Source organism: Cohnella lubricantis, from assembly GCF_014212015.1.
GTDB classification, from domain to species: Bacteria; Bacillota; Bacilli; order Paenibacillales; family Paenibacillaceae; genus Cohnella; species Cohnella lubricantis.
The window spans coordinates 102,050-124,310 of the sequence record NZ_JACJVN010000055.1; the positions used below are offsets into that span (position 1 = coordinate 102,050).

Genomic DNA, 22,261 nt, shown 5'->3' on the forward strand with positions numbered 1-22,261 from the left:
GCCGTTCCTGCACTACGGGCTACGGTCATCGCTCCGAGGGCAGAATCAGCCGTTCGTTGCATCGATGGTCCCCCGGGCACTCCCCAGCACCGAATAGACGGCTTCGCGAATCTCTTCATAGCTCGTGCAGCGGCAGATGTTAGACTGCAGCCAGCTCCTCACCGTCGCTTCGTCGGCCTGCGGATGGGCGAGGCTAAGCGCATGAACGTTCAGGATGAACCCCGGAGTGCAATATCCGCATTGAAAAGCAAACATCTCAATGAACGCCCGCTGCGCCGGCGCGTTCGCCAGCCCTTCGATCGTCACGATGTCTTGGCCCGCCGCTTCGACGGCCAGCATCAAGCATGACTTCATCGGCAAGCCGTTCGCCATTACCGTGCACGCTCCGCAATCCCCGTTGCGGCAGCCGGGCTTCGCACCGGTCAAGCCGAAGCTCTCCCGGAGCACGTCAAGCAGCAGATCCGCCGGCCGAATATCAGCGCTCCGACCCTCGCCGTTAATGCGCCACTCGAGTCTCATTCCGCAGCTCCCCCCATTCAGCTCTCCAGCGCCTCCATCACATCTGTCAGCGTCAGCCGCCAGACGAGCTCCCGATAGTCCGCTGACGCCTTGACGTCGCTTAGAATCGGCTCAGGCAGCATGCCGGCCGCCAGACGAATCCGCTCTTCCGGCGGCAGTCCGCGTTCGTTCAGCGCCCGCTCCACTGCTTCGGATCGGAACGGGAACGCGCACAAGCCGCTGAAGGCATAACGAACGCCTTGCGGCGCCGCGAGAGCCGTCACAGTGACGACAGGATAATCGATGGCGCTTGCCTTCCTCTTCTTCACACTCGCATATGGAAGCGATCGATAGCTCGAACCCACGATGAATTGGACGAGGAACTCCCCTCGGCCAAGGCGCATCTCGCGGTCGAACAGCCGCGAGATCGGGACGCGCCTAATGCCAGAGGATCCGGCAACCACGACATCGCTGTCCGTCAGCAGCAGCGGCAGCACCGCTTCTTTGTATATCAAGCGGCTGCACACATTGCCTCCCAGCGTAATCTTGTTGCGAGACGTCCGGTCGGCGATGCCCGCTCCTGTATCCCCGAGCAGCGGAAATGCCTTCGAATCGTCGAGCTCCGACAGCGTAAGCGCGGCGCCGAACGTCATCTCCCGCTCTCCGGCGGCAAGCATACGGCACTCCGGAATGCCCTTCAGATCAATGACAGCGCCGCTGCACATCAAACCTACTCGGGCGAACGTGATAAATTCCGTGCTGCCCGACAGATAGACAGGATGCCTGCCCTGCCCCTCCAGTCTCTGATAGACGCTGACGGCCTCTTCGATGGAAGACGGCCTGTAATAATCGAAGTCGAAGCCGATCATGATGTGCCTTCGCCTCCGTTCCTAGCGCGCCACACCGTCTCCGGGAAGAGCGGGAGCACGTTCAATCGCACGCCCGCCGCCCGGGATACGGCGCTTGCGAGCGCGGCAGGCATTCCGATCAGCCCGTGTTCGCCAAGCGCCCGGGCGCCGAATGGCGCTTCGAGACAAGGGTTCTCGATGAACTCGACGGTGTACGCCGGGTTCTCGCCGTACCGCATCAGCGTATAGTCGCGAAGCGTCGGATCCAGCACTTGCCCGTCTGCGTTGTAGTAGAACGCTTCGCGGCTGGCATAGCTGAGCCCCATCGCAGATGCGCCCATCACTTGCCCCAGCGCCCCCTTCAGGTTCAGCACCCGCCCCGCGTCGATGACCGAGATCGATCTGAGCAGCCGGTAGGAGCAGTCGCGCAAGTCCAGCTCGATCTCCACCGCCTGCGCGCCGACGCCCCATTCCGGTCCCGGCGTACCTTCGCCGGTGAGCGGATTGAGCGGTTCGATCCTTCGTTGGATATAGACGCCTCGCCCGATGATCTGGCCGCCGATCGCATGGCCATTCGGGTATTTGTAGCCATAGCAGATGTCCTTCACGGGGATACTTAGACTCGGATCATCGCGCAAGAATACCTTCTCGCCGCCGATCGCCAGATCCTCCGGGACGACCTTCAGCACGGCTGCGGCGATGTCCTTCAGCTGCCGGATCGCATCGTCCGCCGCCTTCAGCGCTGCCCTTCCCGCCATGAACGTTCCCCGGCTTGCGACCGTCTTCCAATGCTCAGGGGTGTCCAGCGTGTTGACGGCGAACTTCACGTGCACGCGGTCGACGCTCATCCCGAACCGCTCCGCCACCATCTGGGCGAGGACCGTCTTCGTGCCTGTTCCGATCTCCACGACGCCCGTCTCGAGATTAACGCTTCCGTCCGGATTGAACAACAGGATCGCGCCGGAGCCCGCGTCGGAGTCGATCGATGAATTTTTCCAGAAGCAGGAGATCCCTGTGGCACGCACCTTATAATCGTCCACGCGGCTGAAGGAGCTCTCCCAATCCGAGAGCTCCTTCAGCCGCCGCAGGCACGTCTGAATGTCGCCAAGATTGCTCCGGGTCAGCCGGTCTCGCGTTGGCGCAATATCTCCGGGTTTGATGGAATTGATCATCCGAACGTCCCACGGATCCATGCCCAGCGTGTCGGCAAGCTTGTCGATCGCCCGCTCCATCGCCATCGTCAGCTCGGAATGGCCGTAGCCCCGGAAGGCAGCCGGAAACGTATGGTTCGTATAGACGGTCAGACATTCGCAGTGGAGATTGCGGATCGCATAAGGGCCCGAACAGTCCGCAGCCGCCGCTCTAGCGACGTCGCTGGACTTATCGTTATAAGCCCCACCATCGAAATGATAAAGGATCTGCGCCGCCTGAATACGGCCGTCTCTCGTGCTTCCCAGCCTCACCACGGCATCAAGCCCGATTCGCCCCGGCGAAGTGACCATATCCTCTTCGCGGGTGTTCACCAGCTTAACCTTCCGCCCGCCGACGGCGCGGGACGCCAAATAGGCGATCGGCTCGAGATGGATCGCCGTCTTGCCGCCGTAGGCGCCTCCTACGAACGGCGTCTTCACGATGATAAACCCCGAATCGATGCCGAAGTAGCTTGCGATGTACTTCTTGACGGCGAAGGGAACCTGTGTGGACGACTCGATGACGATATGCCCGTCCGGGCGAATCTCGCATATCGCGCTCCGAGTCTCCATCGCAGCGTGATCCGAGGGACCGAATGTGACGCGGTTGTCCACGACGATCTCGCTCTCGGCCCAGCCTTGTTCCATGTCACCCTTCGCGATCCGAATGACGCTGGCGACGTTCGTGCCCGGGATCGGAATGACGCCCGCTCCTCGCACGTATTCGCCCAGCCGTTCATGCAGAATCGGAGCGTCCGGACGCAGCGCCGCCGCCGGCGAATGGACGACTGGCAGCGGCTCATAGCGGACGCGAACAGCATCCGCCGCCCCCTTCGCCTGCGCTTCCGTATCCGCGACGACGACGGCGACGATCTCTCCTTGGTACCGAACCCGATCCCGTGCGATAACCGGCCGGTCCCTGAGCTCCTCTCCGGTCAACACGTCGCTGTCCTGTCCGGTCACGATCGCCCGCACGCCGGGCATGCGCGACGCCTCGGCCGCGTCGACACCGGCGATCCGCGCATGCGCATACGGGCTGATCACATACCGCGCATGGAGCATGCGCGCTTCGATTCGATCAGCCGTATACATAGCGGCACCCGACACTTTGTCCGGCGATTCCTTCTTCGGCACGCTCTGGCCGATCGTCTCCATCACGCTTCCCTCCCGTCCGTGCCCGTTGATCTCTCATTTATATGGGCGGGACAAGAGAGGATATGCCTGCTCACGGGCGGCAGCGCAGCTTACGCCTTAGCTTCGCTTTAGGATGAGGATTGCGGCTGCTCCTTAGGCGGCAGTACGAGCAGATGGAGCACCAACGCGACACCGACGCCGATGAACGTATCGCGGATACGGTCGATCGCGTAGCTCTCGGATTGCCGCTGCAGCTCCAAGACCAGCACAACGCTCAAAGCCACTTCGCGAATGAGCGTCGGATGGCGCTCCGCTGCCAGGGACAAGGCGCAGCCGAATACAATGAGCAGCGCCATCGACCACGAGGCGAGCGGGAGCCAGATCGACGCGATAACCGTCAGTATGACGCCGATCACAGTCCCGGCCACACGGTAGAGGGAGAACTGCAGCGTCTGCTGAACAGAAGGCTGCATGCACAGAATGACGGAGACTGGCGCGAGGAAGGGATGCTTGGAGCCTGCCAGCTTAGCAAGCTCCCAAGCGATGCCGGAAGCGAGCGCCATCTTCAGCGCTGTCAGGAGCAAATTCGAGATGGAGGGCTGGGATCCCGCGAATGCCGTCTTGCTCACGAGTGTTCCTCCGTTCCTTCTTCTAATGACACGGAATAGATTGCGCTATAGACCACTGGCCGATACCGGGGTTAGCGGCATCGGCCAGAAATATTCCTTATTCGCGCTTGACTTGCTTCCTACTCCCGATCCATATCCGGCGGCAAATAGATGATAAACTCCGTCCCTTCGTTCAACTGGCTGTCGACCTGGATCGTTCCGCCATGGTTGCGAATGATCCGGTAGCTGACGGACAGTCCCAGCCCGTTGCCTTCCTCCTTCGTCGTGAAGAACGGATCGAACAATCGTCCCAGCGTTGCCCGGTCCATGCCCTTGCCATTATCGCGGATCCGAATGGCGGCCATGCGCCCCTCCCGGCGAACAGAGATCGCGATAAGCCCTTTGCGCCGGTCTCCGGCACTTAGGATGGCGTCCATCGCGTTCTTGACGATGTTCAGCAGCACTTGCTTGATCTGCTTGACGTCAACGGCGACGCAGATGTCCGGGTCATAGATCTCGTACTGAAGTTCGCAGCCCTTCATATGGGCTTCGCTCTCCGTGAGCAGAATCGTCTCCTTAATGAGCGAAGCGACCGCTATCCTCTGCTTCATAGGAGCTGACGGCTTGGAGGAGTTAAGGAATTCATAGATGATGTCGTTCGCCCGGTCGATCTCCGACAGAATGATCCGGGCATACTCTTGCTTGCCAACCGATTCGAGATACGGCCTAAGCAACTGAATGAAGCCGCGAATGGACGTGAGCGGATTGCGAATCTCATGCGCGATCGAAGCGGCGATCTTGCCGAGCATCGCCAGCTTGTCATTCTGCAGCGCCGTCTGTTCGATATGCTTATACTCGGATACATCCTTCACGCTGACCAGATAGTCGCCGCCGAGCTCTTCGATCTGCGTGATGCTGACCAGCACGAATCGGCCGCCCGCATCTTGGAATTCCGAATAGAACCGGCGGTAGAGAACCATTTCCTTGTACATGCGCAGGAAGACCGCCCGTACCGGCTTGCGAAGGTAGGGGTGGAAAAGTAGCTGTTTAAACGTATTGCCGATCATCATACGCCGTGGAGCTTGCAGCAGCTTCGCCATCTGAACGTTCAGGAAGCGCAATCGCCCGTCCGCGCTGAACAGTGCGATGCCGCTATCCATATGCTGAAGCACTGTCTCGAATTGGCTTGGCTTCTCCCCCGGGATTGGCAGCGCTTGGACTAGCGCAGCCTTTAGCTGATCATGGTCTTCCTCCCGGTCTGCAGCCGCCTCCGGAAGGCGCAGCGCAGCCAGAATTTCGACAAGAAATAAAAGAGACCGGTGAATAACGGTCATCCGGTCTTCCATCTCGGCGTTCAAGAGCAGAATTCGCACGCTCTCTTCATGTTGGCGAAGGATCACATCGGTTGGAACGCCCAGCAGCTCAAGCCGCAAATCCGCAATTTCCTTGCCTTGACTCCCTTCGAATAGCACGAAGTTGGCCAAGGCGGGGAAATAACGTGCTTCCCAGCCTTCCATATAGGTACCTCCAGGAAATACCGTTATTAGCCATAAGACTAGCCGACAAAATTTCACATTTATCATAGTCATTCGGGCAGATGACTGTCAATGAGAGATCATGTCGAATGGCTTGAACGATTGTCGAATCGGACAATTTCCTTCAAAATTGTTGTCTCTCTATCTCCGAAAGCCTATATTCTCACGGATGCTAGACTCGAGATCGCGAGTCGAGCCTCTGCCAAAGCCGATATTCTGACGTCCGTTCATACTAGCGCTGCTTCCCGCGAAGTCGTTCGAGTTGTCGAAGCCGAATCTGCCAACGATCCCGGATCCGCTGCCGAAGCCGAGGCCAGCTTCGCTACCGCTGGCCTTGCGATTACCGGCGTCTTCGTCCTTGTCCTTATCCTTCATCTTATCCTTTTCTTTATCCTTATCCTTATCCTTATCCTGGTCCTTATCCTGGTCCTTCTCCTGGAGCTGATTCGGAACGCCCCGCCCCGGCTTATCCTTCGTCTGACTATCGCCGCGCTTCGCGGGCGAGCCGTTATTGCCGGTGGAAGCCGATCCGATCCCTCCTCCTGCTGTGTTGGACGGAAGGCCGGAATTCTTCGATCCCTTTTCCTTTTCCTTTTCCTTTTCCTTTTCCTCCTCTTTCTCTTTTTCTTTTGCCTTATCCTTAGCTATCTCTTGTGCGTTCTGCAGCAGGTTCTTCCAATCCGAGCTTCCCTCAGACGAAGACAACTCGCTGTCTCCGAATACCTGCTTGACGCCGCCCCAAGACTCCGCGATCTTCTTCATCGAGCTGTTCTTCAGCTCCTCAAGGGACACCTGGTGTCCTTGGCTCTCGGCCTTCAACCAGAAGGCCATCTTGCCTGCCGATACGCCGTTCTCCTTCGCCTCTTCCCGAACTTCCTTCGGCAGCGAGATGGTCGTCACCTCGGGCGCAGTCGACGGTTGCGAACCATTGCCAACAGCCGTTCCTTCGCCAGCAGCTGCGCCTTCTCCGGTTGGATCAGCAGGGTCGGCAGGCTCCGTCGTTCCCGCCTTCTCGATCGCTTGTCTGAGCTTATCCGTCACTTCGGCTTCCCACTGCTCATCGACCTTCTTCACGGCGACGCTGGCCAGTACGACCTCGCTATCCGCGCCTACTAAGAGCTCACGCTCCGCCAATTCTTCCGCAATGACCTCCGCGACCTCGCCGACATCCTTGCCCTTGAACTTCAATTCGGCGACAATCGGCTCGGCATCTCGATTCAGCGCCTGAAGCTCAACCACCCGTTCCTTGCTGTCGATACCGAGCTCGAAGCTCGGATTCACGTCCATCGACACATAGGCCACGACGGGCGACGGACGCAGCCACAAGCTTCCCGCCAGAAGCAGAATAGCCGCGGCGCAAGCTGCCGAGCCTGCAGTCCACACTCTTCTGCGGGTATTGCCGCGCACGCCTAAGCGTTGCGCTCCCTCTTCAAGTTCAATCTCATCGCCGACTTGCAGGCGTTCTCGGTTGGGCACCCGGATGAATTGCCCGCCTGGAGCGAGGACGACCGCCTTCTTGCCTTCCAACGACATCACGACAGCGCGGTTCATGATACTACCTCCTCCTTTGTAGCCGGCGATGGAATGATATATTCTTGCATGAGCGGATATGGTCCTCTAGCGATCAAAGCGACCGCAATCAAATATTTCCGATTGCGCTCCAGCGTCTTGCGGGATACGTTCTCTATTTCGCACAACTCTTTCAATGGAAGCTGACGCTTGTCGGCGAGCATGCCAAATAAAACAGCGTTCTGCGCAAGCCGCCTTCCGATGCCCAACAGCATATCGCGAGAGTCCTGATGCTTCGGCGATTGCTCGCTCAGATCGGCGAACGATATGCCATAATGCGCAAGCTCCGCCGTCAGCGCTTCAATCTCGGCTCTGCGTTCTTCAGCCGCGCGATCGCGTGCATATACCTCGATTGCTTCTTGCGCTTCGATCGCGGCGAGCAGCGACGTATCCTCGTCCCTGTCGCCTTGCAGCGCGCTGTATGGTACAGCTGCGGCATGCCGCTGTTCCCGGCGCAAATGGTCGATCAGCCTGCGCTGAATGACCTGCGATGCGAAGGATAGGAAGCTGCTTCCCGCATCAGGAGAATAACGCGAGATCGCTTCATCGAAAGCTGTGAGCGCAATGCTGTACTCGTCGTCACGCTCCGGATCTATGTATCGTTTGGCGAACTTGCTAGCCGTTTTCGCGATAAACGGTTCGTATTGGATAATCCATTCGTTGCGAAGCGCTTCGTCGCCGTTCTGGATCGCCGCTACTGCCTCTTCCGGAAGCATGGCGGGGACGGCGGCCGGAGCAGCGCTTCCTCGTCCGGTCCATTTTCTCCATAATAAGAGCAGCAAGAGCTCACCCCACATTTATATCGTTCGTTCCTCGAATCCCATATGAGGGGGTCGTCCCAAAAAAATAAAGCCCCTGCAAGAAGGGGCTATTCGTCCTCGGTCGGATCGTGTTCTGCTTCAGCAAGGTCTAGGAGGATAGACGGCTAATAGGGTCCGCCGGACATCCGCTTGAGCCGCAGCTTATGCTTACGCCCAGCTAATACGCCGAGCCGCCTCTTCAATTGCTGCTCCCATTCCCCGTCGCCGAGCTGCTTGGCGAACGACAATAGATCAAGCGCCATGTCGATCTGATTCTGCACGATAGCCGCCGGATCTTCTTCCTCGTGATTCACGCAATTCTCGCTTAACGCTTTGTCCGATTCGTCAACGTAATCGTGGAAGTCGACATCCGAGGCTCCGTCGCCATGAGCATACTCCGCTAATATCTCGTATTCGTTCTCTACCAGATAATGGACTTCCACGCGATGGCATACCGGGCAGAACAGTATCGGCACGTTATGGATGCGCGTACGGTAATGCGTCAACGTTCCCTTCGTTCCGATCATGCTGGCTCCGCAGCAGAAACTCATCGTCTTCCCCTCCTCGAACAAGAACGTCTTCGAACGATCCGTGCTATTCACTATATTCTCTTAACTTAAACGGAATTCCTGCCGAATATGTTTTGCCCTTTCCCGATGATTTTGACGCATTTCGGCGGAAAAAGCAAAGACGCATGCCTAAGCATGCGCCTATACTGGAGCTTGAGAAGATCCTTAAGAATCTTACTTCGCCGTCAGCGTCTTGTCGCCCGGCTTCCAGTTCATCGGGCACAGACCGCCGGATTGCAGCGCTTGAAGCACGCGCAGGGTCTCTTCCACACTGCGGCCGACGTCGTTATGGTTAACGACTTGATATTTGAGTTCACCTTCCGGATCGATGATGAACAGGCCGCGCAGAGCGACGCCTTCTTCTTCGATCAGGACGCCGTAATCCTTCGCCGTCTTCTTTGTGATGTCAGCGGCGATTGGGAAGTTCAGCTTGCCGAGGCCGTTGTCGTTCTTCGGCGTGTTGATCCAAGCACGGTGGCTGTGAATGCTATCTACGCTGCAACCGAGAATCTCGGTGTCGAGCGCCTTGAATTGTTCTGCCGCATCGGAGAGAGCAGTGATCTCCGTCGGGCATACAAAGGTAAAGTCGAGCGGATAGAAGAAGAATACGAGCCACTTGCCTTTGTAGTCGGACAAAGATGCCTTGCCAAAGCCAGTGCCGTCGCCAAGCGCTGTTTCAAGCGTGAAATCCGGAGCCGGACGGCCCACCAAACGTTCTGCCATTAAAGATTACCCCCTGTAATGCCGACCATTATGTAGCCGGGACGATTGTCTCATTTAGAATCCTACCACTACTGAGAACGAAAATCAATATAGAATCAGTAGTTATTTATAGTGATTCTAAATAAGAAGTTTCGTTAATTAACGGCTCATAGCGGCAACGATCAGGTCGCCCATCGCGGAAGTGCCGATCGCCTTGCTCTTATCGACTGCAATATCGCCGGTACGGTGCCCTGCGTCAAGCACGCTCTTAACCGCCTCTTCGATGACTTGCCCTGCTTCAGCATAGCCAAAAGTGAGCTGGAACATAAGCGCCACCGACAGAATCGTCGCAATTGGGTTGGCGATGCCTTGACCTGCAATATCAGGCGCGGAGCCGTGAACCGGCTCATATAGGCCGAAGCTGCCTTCGCCGAGCGAAGCGGACGATAGCATGCCGATCGAACCGGTCAGCATAGCGGCTTCGTCGCTCAGAATGTCGCCGAACATGTTCTCGGTGACGATCACATCGAAGCTCGAAGGACGGCGGAGCAACTGCATCGCACAGTTGTCGACGAGCACATGCTCCAACTCGACGTCCGGATATTCCGGTGCGATGCGGTTAACCGTCTCGCGCCACAGGCGGCTCGTCTCGAGCACGTTCGCTTTGTCGACGGAAGCCAGCTTCTTGCTGCGCTTCTGCGCGATCTCAAACGCCTGGCGCACGATGCGCTCGACTTCTTGCACGTTGTAGACGCAAGTGTCGACTGCTTCTTGGCCGTTCGCGCCTTCGCGGCGGAACTTCTCACCGAAGTAGATCCCGCCCGTCAGCTCGCGGACAACGATCAGGTCGGTGCCTTCCAGCACTTCAGGCTTGAGCGTCGAGGCATCCTTCAAGCAGTCGAACACGACCGCCGGGCGGATGTTGGAGAACAGTCCGAGCGCTTTGCGGATGCCGAGCAGGCCGGTCTCCGGGCGAAGCTCCTTCGGATTGTTGTCCCACTTCGGTCCGCCGACCGCGCCGAGCAGAACCGCATCCGCGCGTTTGCACATGTCAAGCGTCTCCTGCGGCAGCGGCGTTCCTTTCTCATCAATTGCAATACCGCCGAACAAGCCGTGCTCCAACTCAAATTTGTAGCCGAATAGCTCTTCCGTCTTTCTCAATACTTTGATCGCTTCGCCCACCACTTCAGGGCCGATTCCGTCGCCGGCGATGACGGCGATTTTCTTTACCTCTGCCATTTCGCATTCACTCCCGTTATCAATTGTCCAATCAAGCACTATATCAGTTGTAGCACAGATCGCCCCATTGGCAAAATAGATAAAAGCTATCGTTTTTATAGATTCAAACTATTAGAGACTCTGCGCGGTGAACCTTCACACCTAATCTTTCCAATCCCCCCCCCTCATTTTAAAGCCTTCCTTGCGGCAACACCTCTTTTTACGACATTTATAGGCCTATCCCCATACGTCAGCAATCAGTCGCCGGGACACATCATGCCAGCCCCCCTGAACATAACCCCGAACACGACCCTGCGCTGAGCAGAAGGGATAAGCCTCTAAATGTGTCAAAAATACATCTGCCAAGCCCATCCCCCCTAAGCTTCACAAAAAAAACCGTTCACCCGGGCCGCATTGGCCCAGATGAACGGTCTATTATCGCCTCTGCCTCTCGCGCTACACCAATACGCCGGACAACGCCTTGTTGAGGCGCTCCATGCCGGTCGCGGTTACCGCGGCGTCATTGTACGAGAAGTTCAGCCGCATCGCGTTCATCTGCGGATTGTCGGCGAAGAACGTGAAGCCCGGCACGAACGCCACGCCAAGCTCGACTGCAGTCTTGAGCAGTTCAGCGGTATTCACTTCCTCCGGCAGTTCCACCCAGAAGAACATGCCGCCCTTCGGCTCTTCCCACTTGGCGCCGCGCCAATCGTGCTGCTTCAGCAGATCGGCCATCACGCGCATGCGCGATTCGTACTCCGTGCGAATGCGGGAGATATGGCCATCCAGGTCGAAGTGCTCCAGCAAGTAATGCAGCGTCTGCTGGTCCAGCGAGCTGGACTGCAGGTCGGCCGCTTGCTTCGTACGGGCGAGCTGGCGGATCACTTCCGAGTCGCCGAGCGCCCAGCCGGTGCGCAGCCCTGGCGCGACCGTCTTGGAGAAGGTGCTCGTGTAGACGACGCAGGAGCCTTCCGGATGCTGATCCAACGAGAACAACGACGGATAGCTCTTCGATGCGTCGCCGAACTTTAATTCGCCGTACGGGTCGTCCTCGAGAATGAGCGTATCCGTATTGCGGCACAGCTCCAGCGTTCCCCGGCGGCGTTCCTCGCTCCACACCTTGCCCGTCGGATTCGAGAACGTCGGGATGACGTAGAGCATTTTCGGCTTATATTGCGCCAGCTTTGCCTTTAGATCATCCAGGTCAATGCCATCGCTGTCGCCGTTCACCGAGACAAGCACCGCTCCGTAGGATTGGAATACTTGCAGGGCGGATAAGTAAGTGGGACGCTCGACCAGAATGACATCGCCCGGATCAATAATGACTCGGGTCAGCAGATCGATGACTTGCTGCGAGCCGGTCGCGATCAGCATGTTGTCCGGCGTGACGTTCATCCCTTTCGCGGCCATTCGTTTGCAGAGCGCTTCGCGGAGCGGCAGGAATCCTTCCGTCAATCCGTATTGCAGCGCCTTCTTGCCTTGCTCCATCACGCCTTGGAACGCTTCGGAGATCGCCTTGACGGGGAAGTGCTCCTCGGCGGGCAGTCCTCCGGCGAAGGAGACGATGGAATTGCCTTGCGTGAGCTTCAGAATGTCTCGAACCGCCGACGAAGAGAAGCTTCCCATTCTAGCGGAAAAACGGTATTTCATTCGCAGTTCCCCATTTCTTATGCGAAGCCTTGCTAAATACGGCCCCGCAATGATATTGCCGTCGTCCAATGGGGCGGCGGTTCTATTGCTTGCCTGTCGTTAACAATTGCTGCGCTACACCAGCGTGACGTTGTCGCGGTCTTTGCGGCTGCGCGGCGCGTTGCGCTTGTCGGAGAGCCTGTTCAAGGCATCGACATAAGCGCGTGCGCTCGCTTCGAGAATGTCCGTGCTGATGCCGCGGCCTTGTGCGCTGACGTCGCCCTTCATGAGCACGACATGCACTTCGCCCAGCGCGTCCGTGCCGTCCGAGACCGACTTGATCATATAGTCGTCGAGAATTGCTTCCACCTGCGCCAGCGAACCGATCGCTTGGTAGATCGCGTCGACAGAACCGTTGCCTTCCGATGTCGTCTCCACGACGCCCTGCGGCGTCTTCAGCCGGACCTTCGCGGTCGGCGTAGCATGGCTGTCGAATGATACGATCAACTGTTCGAGAGCGAATACTTCCGGGATCTCAACCAGCTTCTCTTCCAGCAGCGCAATAATGTCCTCGTTGCTGACTTCCTTCTTGCGGTCGGCCAAGTCCTTGAACTTGCCGAATGCAGCGTTCAGCTGTTCTTCGGTCAAGTTCTCGAAGCCGAGATCGACGAGCTTCTCGCGGAACGCATGGCGGCCGGAGTGCTTGCCGAGTACCAGCTTGCTGTCCTTGAGGCCGATCGTGTCCGGCGAGATGATCTCGTAGGTCGTCTTCTCCTTCAGCACGCCGTCCTGATGGATGCCGGACTCATGCGCGAACGCATTCGCTCCGACGATCGCCTTGTTGCCGGGCACGACCATGCCGGTCAGGCGGCTGACGAGGCGGCTCGTCTTGGCGATCTCCTTCAGGTTGAGTGTCGTCTGCGCTCCGAAGAAGTCTGCGCGGGTCGCGAGCGCGAGCGCCACTTCCTCAAGCGCGGTATTGCCGGCCCGCTCGCCGATGCCGTTGATCGTGCCTTCCACCTGATCGGCGCCGTTCAGGATGGCCGCCAGCGAGTTCGCCGTCGCCATGCCGAGGTCGTCGTGGCAATGGGCAGACAGCTGGATTCGCTCAATACCAGGCACTGTCTCCTTAAGCGTCTTGAATATGTTCCCGAATTCCTGCGGATTCATATAACCGACCGTATCCGGGATGTTGACGACTGTGACGCCTTCACGCACAGCGAGCTCCGTCACTTGGCAGAGGAAGTCAAGCTCCGTCCGTCCGGCGTCTTCCGCCGAGAACTCGACCTTGGCGAAGTGCTTCTTCGCGTAACGGATCGCCCGCTGCGCCGTCTCGAGCACCTGCTCCTTCTCCATCCGCAGCTTGTGCTTGCGGTGGATCGGCGAAGTCGCGAGGAAGATGTGAATCGCCGGATCTTCCGCGCCCTTAAGCGCTTCGTAGACCGCATCGATATCCTTCTCCACGGAACGGGCAAGCCCCATGACCGAGGCGTTCTTCACGGCGCGGGCTACCGCATTGACGGCAGCCAGATCGCCGGGAGACGCAGCGGGGAAGCCCGCCTCGATCCGGTCGACGCCAAGCTTCTCGAGCTGAAGAGCGATCTCCACTTTCTCCTGGGTGTTCAAGTTGACGCCGGGGGACTGCTCGCCATCGCGAAGCGTTGTGTCAAATACATATATTTTCCTCATGATAGGGTTGACCCGCACCTCCTGTAGCGACGATTAAGATTTCTCTAAATTATAGCACAATTCAATTTCGGCAAGCCCCTCGAACCCTATTGTAAGGTCGAAAAGGAAAAGCTGCCCCAAAGGCAGGAGCCTGCCCCCGGGACAGCCGGTGCCGATCTTGATCTTACTTGTTGATCCAGTGCATCAAGCCGCGAAGCTGTGCGCCGACCTGCTCGATCGGATGCTCGGCTTCATTGCGGCGGGTTGCCGTCAAGAACGCGCGGCCGGATTGGTTCTCGAGGATGAAGTCGCGAGCGAAGCGTCCAGCTTGAATGTCCGCCAGGACAGCCTTCATCGCTTTCTTCGTCTCGTCGGTGACGATGCGAGGACCGGTGACATAATCGCCGTACTCGGCCGTATTGGAGATCGAGCTGCGCATCGCCGCCAGACCGCCTTCGTACATCAGGTCGACGATCAGCTTCAGCTCGTGCAAGCACTCGAAGTAAGCCATCTCCGGCGCGTAGCCGGCTTCAACGAGCGTCTCGAAGCCCGCTTTGACAAGCGCGCTGGCGCCGCCGCACAGAACGGCTTGCTCGCCGAACAGGTCGGTCTCGGTCTCTTCGCGGAAGGAGGTCTCGATAACTCCCGCGCGGGTGCAGCCGATGCCCTTCGCATAAGCCATGCCGATCTCAAACGCCTTGCCCGTGCCGTTCTGGTGAACCGCGATCAGGCCCGGAACGCCGAAGCCTTCGACGTACGTACGGCGAACCATGTGGCCCGGCGACTTCGGAGCGACGAGCAGAACGTCGGCGTCAGCCGGCGCAACGATCTGGCCGAAGTGGACATTGAAACCGTGAGAGAACATGAGTGCGGCGCCCTTCTTCAGGTTCGGCTCGATCTCGTTCTTGTAGACGGCCGCTTGGGTCTCGTCCGGCATGAGGATCTGCACGACGTCTGCCTTGCGTGTTGCGTCGGCGACATTCAGCACTTCGAAGCCGTCGTTGCGGGCTGCTTCAGCGGATTTGCCTTCGCGGAGGCCGATGATGACTTGCAGGCCGCTGTCGCGCAGGTTCTGCGCTTGCGCATGCCCTTGGCTGCCATAGCCGATTACTGCGATCGTCTTGCCCTTCAACGCGCCGAGGTCGGCGTCTTTCTCATGGAACAATTTCACTGCCATTTCAATGTGTCCTCCTTCATGAATAAAACCATTTATGTGGCAACCCTCATGGAACGGGCGTCCCAAGAGAGAAGCGGCGCGAAAGCTCAGGCACGCACCTGCGCCTGCGGCGAAGCCGCTGGACAAGCCTTGCCCGGGGCAATTCCTCGCGTTTCTCCCCTCGAACACCCGCTCCAGCGGGAAGCGGATCAGGTGAAGATGAGACAGTTTGACTCTTTTTTAAAAAAAAAGGTGCTGAGCTTGTCTCGCGCTTAGCGAGATCCGCGGTTCATCGCGGTGATGCCGGTGCGCGTCATCTCGCGAATGCCGTACGGCTTGAGCAGCTCAATCATCGCATCGATCTTCTCGGAATCGCCGACGACTTGAACAATCATGCTGTTCGGGCCGATATCGACGACGGCAGCGCGGAACGTCTCGACGATGCCGAGAATCTCCGGCCGGGCCGAGGGCTCAGCGCCGACCTTGATCAGGCCGAGCTCCCGGGCGACCATCGGATTCGAACCAACGTCAATAACTTTGATGACGTCAATGATCTTGTACAGCTGCTTCTGAATCTGCTCCAGCGTGTGCTCGTCGCCGGTAGACACGATCACCATGCGGGACAATCCGGGTTCCTCGGAGGCTCCGACCGTAATGCTCTCGATATTGAAGCCTCTGCGTCCGAACAACCCCGACACCCGCTGCAGAACGCCCGGCTGGTCGTTCACGAGAATAGCAATGGTATGTTTGCGGTTCATTCGTCGTCATCTCCCATGAGCATTTGATCGATCGTGCTGCCCTGCGTCACCATCGGATATACGTTCTCTTCCTTGCGGACGACGAATTCGACGACCGCAGGTCCCGGATGATTAAGCGCCTCTTCCCAAGCTCGGCGCGCTTCTTCCTTGTTCGTCGCGCGGAAGCCCTTCACGCCGTAAGCCTCCGCCAGCTTGACGAAGTCCGGGCTGCCGGCAAGGTCGATATGGCTGTAGCGATTCTCGTGAATCAGCTCCTGCCACTGGCGGACCATGCCTAGCACTTGGTTGTTCAGGATCGCTACCTTAACCGGAATGTTGTTGATCGCGCAGATGGCGAGTTCCTGGGCGCACATCTGCATGCCGCCGTCGCCGTTAATCGAGACGACCGTGCGGTCCGGATTGCCCATCTGGGCGCCGATCGCCGACGGGAAGCCGAAGCCCATCGTGCCGAGGCCGCCGGAGGTGACGAACGAGCGCGGTTTGTTGAAAGGATAGTATTGCGCAGCCCACATCTGATGCTGGCCGACGTCCGTCGTGACGATGGCGTCGCCCTTCGTCGTCTCGTGAATCATCGAGACGACCCATTGCGGCTTCAGCTCCGTCTCGGAATCCTTGAAGCTGAACGGCTTGCTCGCCTTCCACTCCTGGATCTGGGCGCGCCATGCGTCCGCCTTGTCCGCGCGTTTGGCCATCGAATTCGCAACCTGCAGCACTGCCTTGACATCGCCGACGATCGGAATGTCGGTCGGCACGTTCTTGCCGATCTCGGCCGGGTCGATGTCGACGTGGACGATCTTCGCCTTCGGCGCGAAGCCCTTAAGCTTGCCCGTCACGCGGTCGTCGAAGCGAGCGCCGATGTTGATCAGCAGATCCGCGTTCTGGATCGCCGTATTCGCGGTCCACGTCCCGTGCATGCCCGGGAAGCCCATGTGCAGTTCGTGCCCTGTCGGGAATGCGCCGAGTCCGAGCAGCGTCGTCGTGATCGGAATCCCTGTCTTCGTGACGAATTCGTGCAGCTCCTCGTGCGCTCCGGAGTAGATCGCACCGCCGCCGACGAGCAGAATCGGACGCTCGGCTTGTTCGATCGCTCGGATCATTTTGTCCACTTGATTGCGGTTCGGTTGGACCGTCGGGTTGTACCCGCGAAGCTGCAGCTCTTCCTTGACCGGCTCGAACAGCGCTTTGGCTGCCGATACGTCCTTCGGAATATCGATCAGCACCGGACCTTTGCGGCCTGTATTCGCGATATGGAACGCTTCATGAATCACGCGCGGCAGGTCGGAGACGTCGCGCACCATGTAGCTGTGCTTCGTAATCGGCATCGTAATGCCGACGATATCGGCCTCCTGGAAGGCGTCGGTTCCGATGAGCGAGGAGATGACGTTTCCTGTGATGACGACAAGCGGCACCGAATCCATATATGCCGTCGCGATACCGGTAACGAGGTTCGTCGCCCCCGGTCCTGAGGTTGCGATGCAGACCCCAACCTTACCCGTGCTGCGGGCATAGCCGTCTGCGGCGTGAATCGCTCCCTGCTCGTGGCGGGTAAGCAAATGGTTAAAGTCGGAGAATCCATACATTGCGTCGTAAATATATAGTACCGCGCCGCCCGGATAACCGAAGACGCAATCAACACCCTCCAGCAACAGGCTGCGAAGCAGCATCTCCGACCCCGTAATGACTTCCGGTTTGCTCCATTTCTCGATCAGTTCTTCCTTGGACTTCAGCGTGGCACTTTGCGCGCTCATCCGTCATCCTCCTTCCAGAATGTTCAATCGTAATCGCTTGTTTAAAATCAAAAAAGCCCTTCGTCCCGAACATCAATTGACGTTCTGGGACGAAAGGCTGTTCCTTCCGCGGTACCACCCGGATTCACCGTCCACCTCGCGATGGCGGTCTCGTAAAGTATGGCCGGCCGGCTTGAGCGCTCAAGCGCCGGACTTCATACCTCGGACGCGATAACGTGCGTCATTCCGTTCCACCCTACAACACACCCCGATCGGATGTGCTTCAGGCAAACAGCTCCAAGGAGACCCAGCGTACAGGGATTAAGGCATCGGTCTCAGCAAATCCGACGCTCTCTGAGCTCAAGAGCCCTCCCGCTTCTTCCTCTTCATAGCCGTTTGAATGTTCGGTCGATTTAGACTCCATTATATGCTTCGCCAATGCATCCGTCAATACGCAATGGACAAAACAATTTTGATAATTTACCGCGCTGACGCGGCAAGTCAATTGTCGAGGGGAAACGGCGGAGAACATCGCGTTTCGAGCGCTCATACCTTATACCATCAGCCCTGTTCTTTCGAGCTGCTGTTGGAGGTGAAGCCGTGATCCGATGGAAACGCCCGCAAGATATGCGCGGCATCGTAAGGCTCGTCCGTACGCAGTTGGTGCCTCTCTCGCCATGGCAGCACCCCCGGGATGGCAGGCTGTATGACGAGATCAAGGAGCGCCTGCGAGTTGGCAATACCCTTGTCGCCGTCAAGAACCGCTTCGGGGAACCTATCGGCTTCCTGCACCTTATCGTTCAGGATTCCTCGCTCTTCATTGATTTATTAGCCGTAGACCCCAACCAGCAGAATCGACATTGGGGCACCCAGCTGATGCAGCGCGCGGAGGAATTTGGACGGGCCCATAGCTGCAGGATCGCTTATCTATATGTCGATGAAGGCAACTACCGTGGACAGAGATTCTACAAGCGTATTGGATACGAGACGACCCAATATGTGAAAGAGCTCCGTTGTTACCGTATGGAGAAAGCTATCGTTCATCCGCTCGGCGAATGGCCCATCTTCGGCGGAAGCTAGCGGATGATTCCGCGCCTGCCTGACAATCGGCTGCCAACTCGCTTGTCAGCGTGTCGAAATCTTCGAGCAGAGGCTGACAGCTAAAGGAGCCGGGCAGCTTCGCCCGGCTCTTGTTCATCCCATCACTGTCAAGACAAGCTCAGCCGGCTTTGCTTACCACCAGCCAAAGCCTCCACCCCAGCCGTAGCCTCCGTAACCGCCATAGCCCCACGGCCCGTAACCGCCGTATGCGAATGGCGCGGTTCCAATAGCGAGCACGTCGAATAGCGCAAGCGGAAGGATCGCCTTCGTACTCGCTTTGCGGCCCTTCTGCTGCGACAGCACCAACCGGCTGCCGCTTACGCGCACAAGTCTGCCGCTAACCTGCGTGCCGTCTTTGCGCAGCGCATAGACCTGTTTGCCGACGAATTTGAGGGCTTGCTCTCGAGTTATGCGGGACAATTCAACCCCTCCTTTCCGCAAAGGACACGTACTGCGAAGCCGGCAGAGGGCCGCTCCGGACGTTGTTCCTGTTGTCCTTCACTGTATGAATAGCCCTAAGCCTCGTCTTGTACCCCTGCCCGTCCAGCGGTAAAAGGGCGTACTCACAGCGTTCGCCGCTCCGATCCTCCGCAGCCGCCAATTTCCTTTTCCCCGACGTTTTTAGGCTTATCCCCACACCTCAGCCCACCGTTTTAAGCTTCTATTTTGCCGTCTTTTTTAGGCTTATCCCCGTGAGTCAGCACGTTAGCAGCCAGCCAACTGGAACGAATATTTTTGACTAATTTAATTTTGATATGAGAACATTTGTTTGGTATCATTCCTATGAGAACATGTGTTTCCATGGGTGTTTGGGAGGATGGATTACATGGAAGTCCATTTGTCGTTCGACGATTACTGCCGGCATTATGCCACAGAAGAATCCTGCGCTGAGAAAATATATCGGGAGAAGTGGCCCTACGGCTATCACTGTCCGGTCTGCGGGCATAATGAAGCATCGGTGATCCGTACCCGCCGGCTCCCGCTTTACGAATGCCGCAAGTGCCGCCACCAAGCTTCATTGACCACCCGCACCGTCATGGAGAAGAGTAAGACTTCCCTTGTCAAATGGTTTCAAGCTATTTATTTGCTATCTCATGGAGCTACAGCTATGCAGCTCTCTCATTCCATTAAGGTCACCTACAAGACCGCTTGGCTGATCGCGCACAAAATTCGTCACGCCATCAAACAACTCATTGCCGAGACCCCGCTAACCGGCGACGTTCGGCTGTTGGAGTCGCGTTACGGCATCACAGAGCGATTTCACACGTGGGCTGTTCACCGCCCAATGATCGCAGCCGCTTCAATCGCAGAGGACGGCAGGATGAATCACGTCCGCATGGAGGGAGTAGCCGCTGGACATTTGTTTAGAGGACTCGTGACCAAAGAAGCTTTTCACCAATTTATCCATCGTCATATTGCAGCAGATGCTGATATTACGGCCACCGCCGGCCTCCATCACATCGCTCGGCATAAACCTCTGTTCCGCTTCAGCCTGGATGCCAATCGCTGGATGAACCGCATCTACTTCGGCATTGGTCCAAAGCACCTCAAATCCTACTTGGATGAATACTGCTATCGGCATCAGTTCGACTCGCAGGAGGAACCATCCTTCACAGACTTGCTGCATCAATGCGCGATTCGTCCCGCCATCCCCTATCGACAACTCATTCTAACAGCCAGCTAACAGGCTCAGAAGTTCTTATTCAGACAATAGCGCCAACTGGTTTTTGTTCCATCCGATTAACGACCATAATATTGATGGACAATCTATTTCTTGATCTCTGCCGCTTATTCCTGAGCTATAGGGATAAGCCCGGGAACGATTTGCCCCCTGCTGAGGTATCTGAGGTATCGGGATAAGCCTAAAAACGATTTTGGAGCCTGCTGAGGTATCGGGATAAGCCTAAAAACGACTTTTAACCCTGTAGTGAGGTAGTGGGAGAGGGCGCAGACTGAGAGCACGTCAATAACCATTGACAACAGAATAGCCCTCTAGAGATGGCCGCTAATCAAGCCGAAGTTCTACGGCAGTGAGATGGGCGATTGGCACGCGAAAAAACCGCCGGCCGCTCCGGTGAAGGAGCAGTCGGCGGTTCTGGGAACAACGCGGATTAGGCGTTGATTTTCTCTTTGGCGGTACCGGCCAGCGTGTTGAACGCAGCGATGTCGTTCACAGCCAGGTCGGCCAGGATCTTGCGGTTCACTTCGATGCCAGCCAGCTTCAGGCCATGCATCAGCTTGCTGTAGGACAAGCCGTTCTGACGAGCAGCCGCGTTGATACGCACGATCCACAACTTGCGGAAATTGCGCTTCGTCTGGCGACGGTCGCGGTATGCGTACATCAAGGACTTCATTACTTGCTCGTTAGCTTTCTTAAAGAGGCGGTGTTTCGCGCCCCAGTAACCTTTTGCGAGTTTCAGGACTCTATTGCGACGGCGGCGCGTTACGAATCCGCCTTTGACTCTTGCCATTGCTCATTACCTCCCGGGAATGTATCGAACGCCTAAGCGATCGAGATATCGATTATTTCAGGTTAGCGAGTTGCTGTTGCAGACGACGAACGTCGCCTTGAGCCATGTTAGGCTGAGTAGCGAGAACGCGCTTCTGACGTGCGGACTTGTGGGACAGCAAGTGGTTGCGGTACGCTTTGTAGCGTTTCACTTTGCCCGTGCCCGTAATCTTGAAACGGTCTTTCAGGCTGCTGTGCGTTTTCATCTTAGGCATCTGTTTTTCCTCCTGTCATCAGTGGCTCTTAGGAGCCAAAATCATGATCATGCTGCGGCCTTCCAGCTTCGGAACGCGCTCGACGACGCAGATGTCGCCGACTTCCTTCGCTACGCGTTCGAGAATCTTCAGGCCGATGTTGGCATGGGCAATCTCACGACCGCGGAAGCGCACGGAACATTTGACTTTGTCGCCTTCGCTCAGAAACTTCACGACGTTGCGAAATTTCACTTGGTAGTCGTGTTCCTCGATATTCGAACGGAACCAGACTTCCTTCAGGTCGACGATCTTCTGATTCTTCCGGGCTTCCTTCTCTTTCTTCTGCTGCTCATAACGGAATTTGCCGTAGTCCATGATGCGGCACACGGGCGGCTTCGCCTGCGGCGCTACGTTCACCAAGTCCATGTTCGCATCGATCGCCATCTGCATCGCTTCGCGGAACGGCGTAATGCCGATCTGCTCTCCGTTAGGTCCAACGAGACGAACTTCCTTCGCCCGGATTTCCTCGTTGATTTGATGATCCTTGCTGATAATGTTCCACCTCCAAAAGGGACTGAGTTGCCTTTCCACACAAACAAAAAAATGCGTGGTCCTCTTGAGAAGACCCGCATCCGTCGCAAACGTGATTCGGAGGCTTGCGGCGGGCGTCACTCCCGTCGCTGCCCGGTACGTCGGCTACGCTGTACCAGCCGGCCGTATTGCCGGACAGGTGAGAAGCGGGCGCTTCTTCTTGCGCGTGCTGATTTAAGCAGTCACCCGACTACTATAGCATGACGCCATGGACGTGTCAATATCCGTTCCAGCCAAAATCGGATAGGAGGCTACCC

Annotated in this window: 22 protein-coding genes; 3 read left to right on the top strand and 19 right to left on the bottom strand. The window is 57.4% G+C overall.

Going from position 1 to position 22,261, the window contains the following annotated elements:
* Window positions 1-45: 45 nt before the first annotated feature.
* From H4Q31_RS14135 to ilvC, 13 genes are all read right to left on the bottom strand, one after another.
* A complete protein-coding gene (locus H4Q31_RS14135; RefSeq protein ID WP_185179709.1) occupies window positions 46-519 on the bottom strand; it encodes a (2Fe-2S)-binding protein in 474 nt (157 codons plus the stop codon).
* A 17-nt stretch (window positions 520-536) separates the two neighbouring features.
* Window positions 537-1,367 (bottom strand): FAD binding domain-containing protein, encoded by an 831-nt coding sequence (locus tag H4Q31_RS14140; RefSeq protein ID WP_185179710.1) that lies wholly within the window; start codon window positions 1,365-1,367, stop codon window positions 537-539.
* Window positions 1,364-3,691 (bottom strand): xanthine dehydrogenase family protein molybdopterin-binding subunit, encoded by a 2,328-nt coding sequence (locus tag H4Q31_RS14145; RefSeq protein ID WP_185179711.1) that lies wholly within the window; start codon window positions 3,689-3,691, stop codon window positions 1,364-1,366. Before H4Q31_RS14145 ends, H4Q31_RS14140 begins: the two co-directional genes overlap by 4 nt.
* Before the next feature lie 107 nt (window positions 3,692-3,798).
* The gene (locus tag H4Q31_RS14150; RefSeq protein ID WP_185179712.1) at window positions 3,799-4,299 is read right to left on the bottom strand and encodes an FUSC family protein; all 501 of its coding nucleotides are present in this window, start codon (window positions 4,297-4,299) and stop codon (window positions 3,799-3,801) included.
* A gap of 119 nt (window positions 4,300-4,418) precedes the next feature.
* Window positions 4,419-5,795, bottom strand: coding sequence for a two-component system sensor histidine kinase NtrB (locus H4Q31_RS14155; RefSeq protein WP_185179713.1), 1,377 nt, complete (start codon window positions 5,793-5,795; stop codon window positions 4,419-4,421).
* Window positions 5,796-5,954: 159 nt separating this feature from the next.
* Complete coding sequence (locus tag H4Q31_RS14160) at window positions 5,955-7,364, bottom strand: anti-sigma factor domain-containing protein (RefSeq protein ID WP_185179714.1); 1,410 nt, start codon at window positions 7,362-7,364, stop codon at window positions 5,955-5,957.
* A complete protein-coding gene (gene sigI / locus H4Q31_RS14165) occupies window positions 7,361-8,179 on the bottom strand; it encodes an RNA polymerase sigma-I factor (protein ID WP_260440159.1) in 819 nt (272 codons plus the stop codon). Before sigI ends, H4Q31_RS14160 begins: the two co-directional genes overlap by 4 nt.
* A gap of 128 nt (window positions 8,180-8,307) precedes the next feature.
* On the bottom strand, window positions 8,308-8,733 hold the full coding sequence (locus tag H4Q31_RS14170) for a hypothetical protein (RefSeq protein WP_185179715.1): 426 nt from the start codon (window positions 8,731-8,733) through the stop codon (window positions 8,308-8,310).
* Window positions 8,734-8,925: 192 nt separating this feature from the next.
* Entirely contained in the window at window positions 8,926-9,474 is a 549-nt protein-coding gene (locus tag H4Q31_RS14175; RefSeq protein WP_185179716.1) for a peroxiredoxin, read from the bottom strand.
* A 138-nt stretch (window positions 9,475-9,612) separates the two neighbouring features.
* Window positions 9,613-10,692 carry a 3-isopropylmalate dehydrogenase gene (gene leuB, locus H4Q31_RS14180; protein ID WP_185179717.1) on the bottom strand — a complete coding sequence of 360 codons (1,080 nt, stop codon included), beginning with the start codon at window positions 10,690-10,692 and terminating at the stop codon, window positions 9,613-9,615.
* 435 nt (window positions 10,693-11,127) lie between these two features.
* A complete protein-coding gene (locus H4Q31_RS14185; protein WP_185179718.1) occupies window positions 11,128-12,321 on the bottom strand; it encodes an aminotransferase-like domain-containing protein in 1,194 nt (397 codons plus the stop codon).
* 114 nt (window positions 12,322-12,435) lie between these two features.
* The gene (locus H4Q31_RS14190; RefSeq protein ID WP_185179719.1) at window positions 12,436-13,989 is read right to left on the bottom strand and encodes a 2-isopropylmalate synthase; all 1,554 of its coding nucleotides are present in this window, start codon (window positions 13,987-13,989) and stop codon (window positions 12,436-12,438) included.
* Between the two features lie 163 nt (window positions 13,990-14,152).
* Entirely contained in the window at window positions 14,153-15,145 is a 993-nt protein-coding gene (ilvC, locus tag H4Q31_RS14195; RefSeq protein WP_185179720.1) for a ketol-acid reductoisomerase, read from the bottom strand.
* On the opposite strand from ilvC, the gene H4Q31_RS14200 reads away from it, so the two are divergent.
* Entirely contained in the window at window positions 15,125-15,400 is a 276-nt protein-coding gene (locus H4Q31_RS14200; RefSeq protein WP_185179721.1) for a hypothetical protein, read from the top strand. The genes ilvC and H4Q31_RS14200 overlap by 21 nt on opposite strands.
* Here the strand turns inward: H4Q31_RS14200 and ilvN are convergent.
* Window positions 15,397-15,882: an acetolactate synthase small subunit gene (ilvN, locus tag H4Q31_RS14205; RefSeq protein ID WP_185179722.1), complete on the bottom strand. Its 486-nt coding sequence runs from the start codon at window positions 15,880-15,882 to the stop codon at window positions 15,397-15,399. The genes H4Q31_RS14200 and ilvN overlap by 4 nt on opposite strands.
* Window positions 15,879-17,630 carry a biosynthetic-type acetolactate synthase large subunit gene (gene ilvB, locus H4Q31_RS14210; RefSeq protein ID WP_185179723.1) on the bottom strand — a complete coding sequence of 584 codons (1,752 nt, stop codon included), beginning with the start codon at window positions 17,628-17,630 and terminating at the stop codon, window positions 15,879-15,881. Before ilvB ends, ilvN begins: the two co-directional genes overlap by 4 nt.
* Window positions 17,631-18,209: 579 nt before the next feature.
* Between ilvB and H4Q31_RS14215 the strand changes: the two genes are divergently transcribed.
* On the top strand, window positions 18,210-18,689 hold the full coding sequence (locus tag H4Q31_RS14215; RefSeq protein WP_185179724.1) for a GNAT family N-acetyltransferase: 480 nt from the start codon (window positions 18,210-18,212) through the stop codon (window positions 18,687-18,689).
* Between the two features lie 153 nt (window positions 18,690-18,842).
* On the opposite strand, the gene H4Q31_RS14220 is transcribed toward H4Q31_RS14215, so the two are convergent.
* Window positions 18,843-19,130, bottom strand: a complete 288-nt coding sequence (locus H4Q31_RS14220; protein WP_185179725.1) for a 50S ribosomal protein L33 — start codon at window positions 19,128-19,130, stop codon at window positions 18,843-18,845.
* Window positions 19,131-19,536: 406 nt separating this feature from the next.
* On the opposite strand from H4Q31_RS14220, the gene H4Q31_RS14225 reads away from it, so the two are divergent.
* A complete protein-coding gene (locus tag H4Q31_RS14225) occupies window positions 19,537-20,394 on the top strand; it encodes a transposase (protein WP_185179726.1) in 858 nt (285 codons plus the stop codon).
* A 427-nt stretch (window positions 20,395-20,821) separates the two neighbouring features.
* Here the strand turns inward: H4Q31_RS14225 and rplT are convergent, their stop codons facing one another.
* From rplT to infC, 3 genes are read right to left on the bottom strand one after another with little or no spacing between them, the layout of a single operon-like run.
* Window positions 20,822-21,181 carry a 50S ribosomal protein L20 gene (gene rplT, locus H4Q31_RS14230; protein WP_185140050.1) on the bottom strand — a complete coding sequence of 120 codons (360 nt, stop codon included), beginning with the start codon at window positions 21,179-21,181 and terminating at the stop codon, window positions 20,822-20,824.
* A gap of 52 nt (window positions 21,182-21,233) precedes the next feature.
* A complete protein-coding gene (gene rpmI, locus H4Q31_RS14235) occupies window positions 21,234-21,434 on the bottom strand; it encodes a 50S ribosomal protein L35 (RefSeq protein WP_185179727.1) in 201 nt (66 codons plus the stop codon).
* An 18-nt stretch (window positions 21,435-21,452) separates the two neighbouring features.
* Window positions 21,453-22,004, bottom strand: a complete 552-nt coding sequence (gene infC, locus H4Q31_RS14240) for a translation initiation factor IF-3 (protein ID WP_311771735.1) — start codon at window positions 22,002-22,004, stop codon at window positions 21,453-21,455.
* Window positions 22,005-22,261 lie beyond the last annotated feature (257 nt).

Excerpts from the sequence above, each read along its gene's own strand:
- H4Q31_RS14185 (WP_185179718.1), bottom strand. The coding sequence starts at position 12,321 with ATGAAATACCGTTTTTCCGCTAGAATGGGAAGCTTCTCTTCGTCGGCG.
- ilvN (WP_185179722.1), bottom strand. The coding sequence starts at position 15,882 with ATGAACCGCAAACATACCATTGCTATTCTCGTGAACGACCAGCCGGGC.
- H4Q31_RS14140 (WP_185179710.1), bottom strand. The coding sequence starts at position 1,367 with ATGATCGGCTTCGACTTCGATTATTACAGGCCGTCTTCCATCGAAGAG.
- H4Q31_RS14135 (WP_185179709.1), bottom strand. The coding sequence starts at position 519 with ATGAGACTCGAGTGGCGCATTAACGGCGAGGGTCGGAGCGCTGATATT.
- sigI (WP_260440159.1), bottom strand. The coding sequence starts at position 8,179 with ATGTGGGGTGAGCTCTTGCTGCTCTTATTATGGAGAAAATGGACCGGA.
- H4Q31_RS14145 (WP_185179711.1), bottom strand. The coding sequence starts at position 3,691 with ATGGAGACGATCGGCCAGAGCGTGCCGAAGAAGGAATCGCCGGACAAA.
- H4Q31_RS14160 (WP_185179714.1), bottom strand. The coding sequence starts at position 7,364 with ATGAACCGCGCTGTCGTGATGTCGTTGGAAGGCAAGAAGGCGGTCGTC.
- H4Q31_RS14190 (WP_185179719.1), bottom strand. The coding sequence starts at position 13,989 with ATGAGGAAAATATATGTATTTGACACAACGCTTCGCGATGGCGAGCAG.
- H4Q31_RS14175 (WP_185179716.1), bottom strand. The coding sequence starts at position 9,474 with ATGGCAGAACGTTTGGTGGGCCGTCCGGCTCCGGATTTCACGCTTGAA.
- leuB (WP_185179717.1), bottom strand. The coding sequence starts at position 10,692 with ATGGCAGAGGTAAAGAAAATCGCCGTCATCGCCGGCGACGGAATCGGC.
- H4Q31_RS14200 (WP_185179721.1), top strand. The coding sequence starts at position 15,125 with ATGGAACAATTTCACTGCCATTTCAATGTGTCCTCCTTCATGAATAAA.
- H4Q31_RS14170 (WP_185179715.1), bottom strand. The coding sequence starts at position 8,733 with ATGAGTTTCTGCTGCGGAGCCAGCATGATCGGAACGAAGGGAACGTTG.
- rplT (WP_185140050.1), bottom strand. The coding sequence starts at position 21,181 with ATGGCAAGAGTCAAAGGCGGATTCGTAACGCGCCGCCGTCGCAATAGA.
- H4Q31_RS14225 (WP_185179726.1), top strand. The coding sequence starts at position 19,537 with ATGGAAGTCCATTTGTCGTTCGACGATTACTGCCGGCATTATGCCACA.
- ilvB (WP_185179723.1), bottom strand. The coding sequence starts at position 17,630 with ATGAGCGCGCAAAGTGCCACGCTGAAGTCCAAGGAAGAACTGATCGAG.
- rpmI (WP_185179727.1), bottom strand. The coding sequence starts at position 21,434 with ATGCCTAAGATGAAAACGCACAGCAGCCTGAAAGACCGTTTCAAGATT.
- ilvC (WP_185179720.1), bottom strand. The coding sequence starts at position 15,145 with ATGGCAGTGAAATTGTTCCATGAGAAAGACGCCGACCTCGGCGCGTTG.
- H4Q31_RS14155 (WP_185179713.1), bottom strand. The coding sequence starts at position 5,795 with ATGGAAGGCTGGGAAGCACGTTATTTCCCCGCCTTGGCCAACTTCGTG.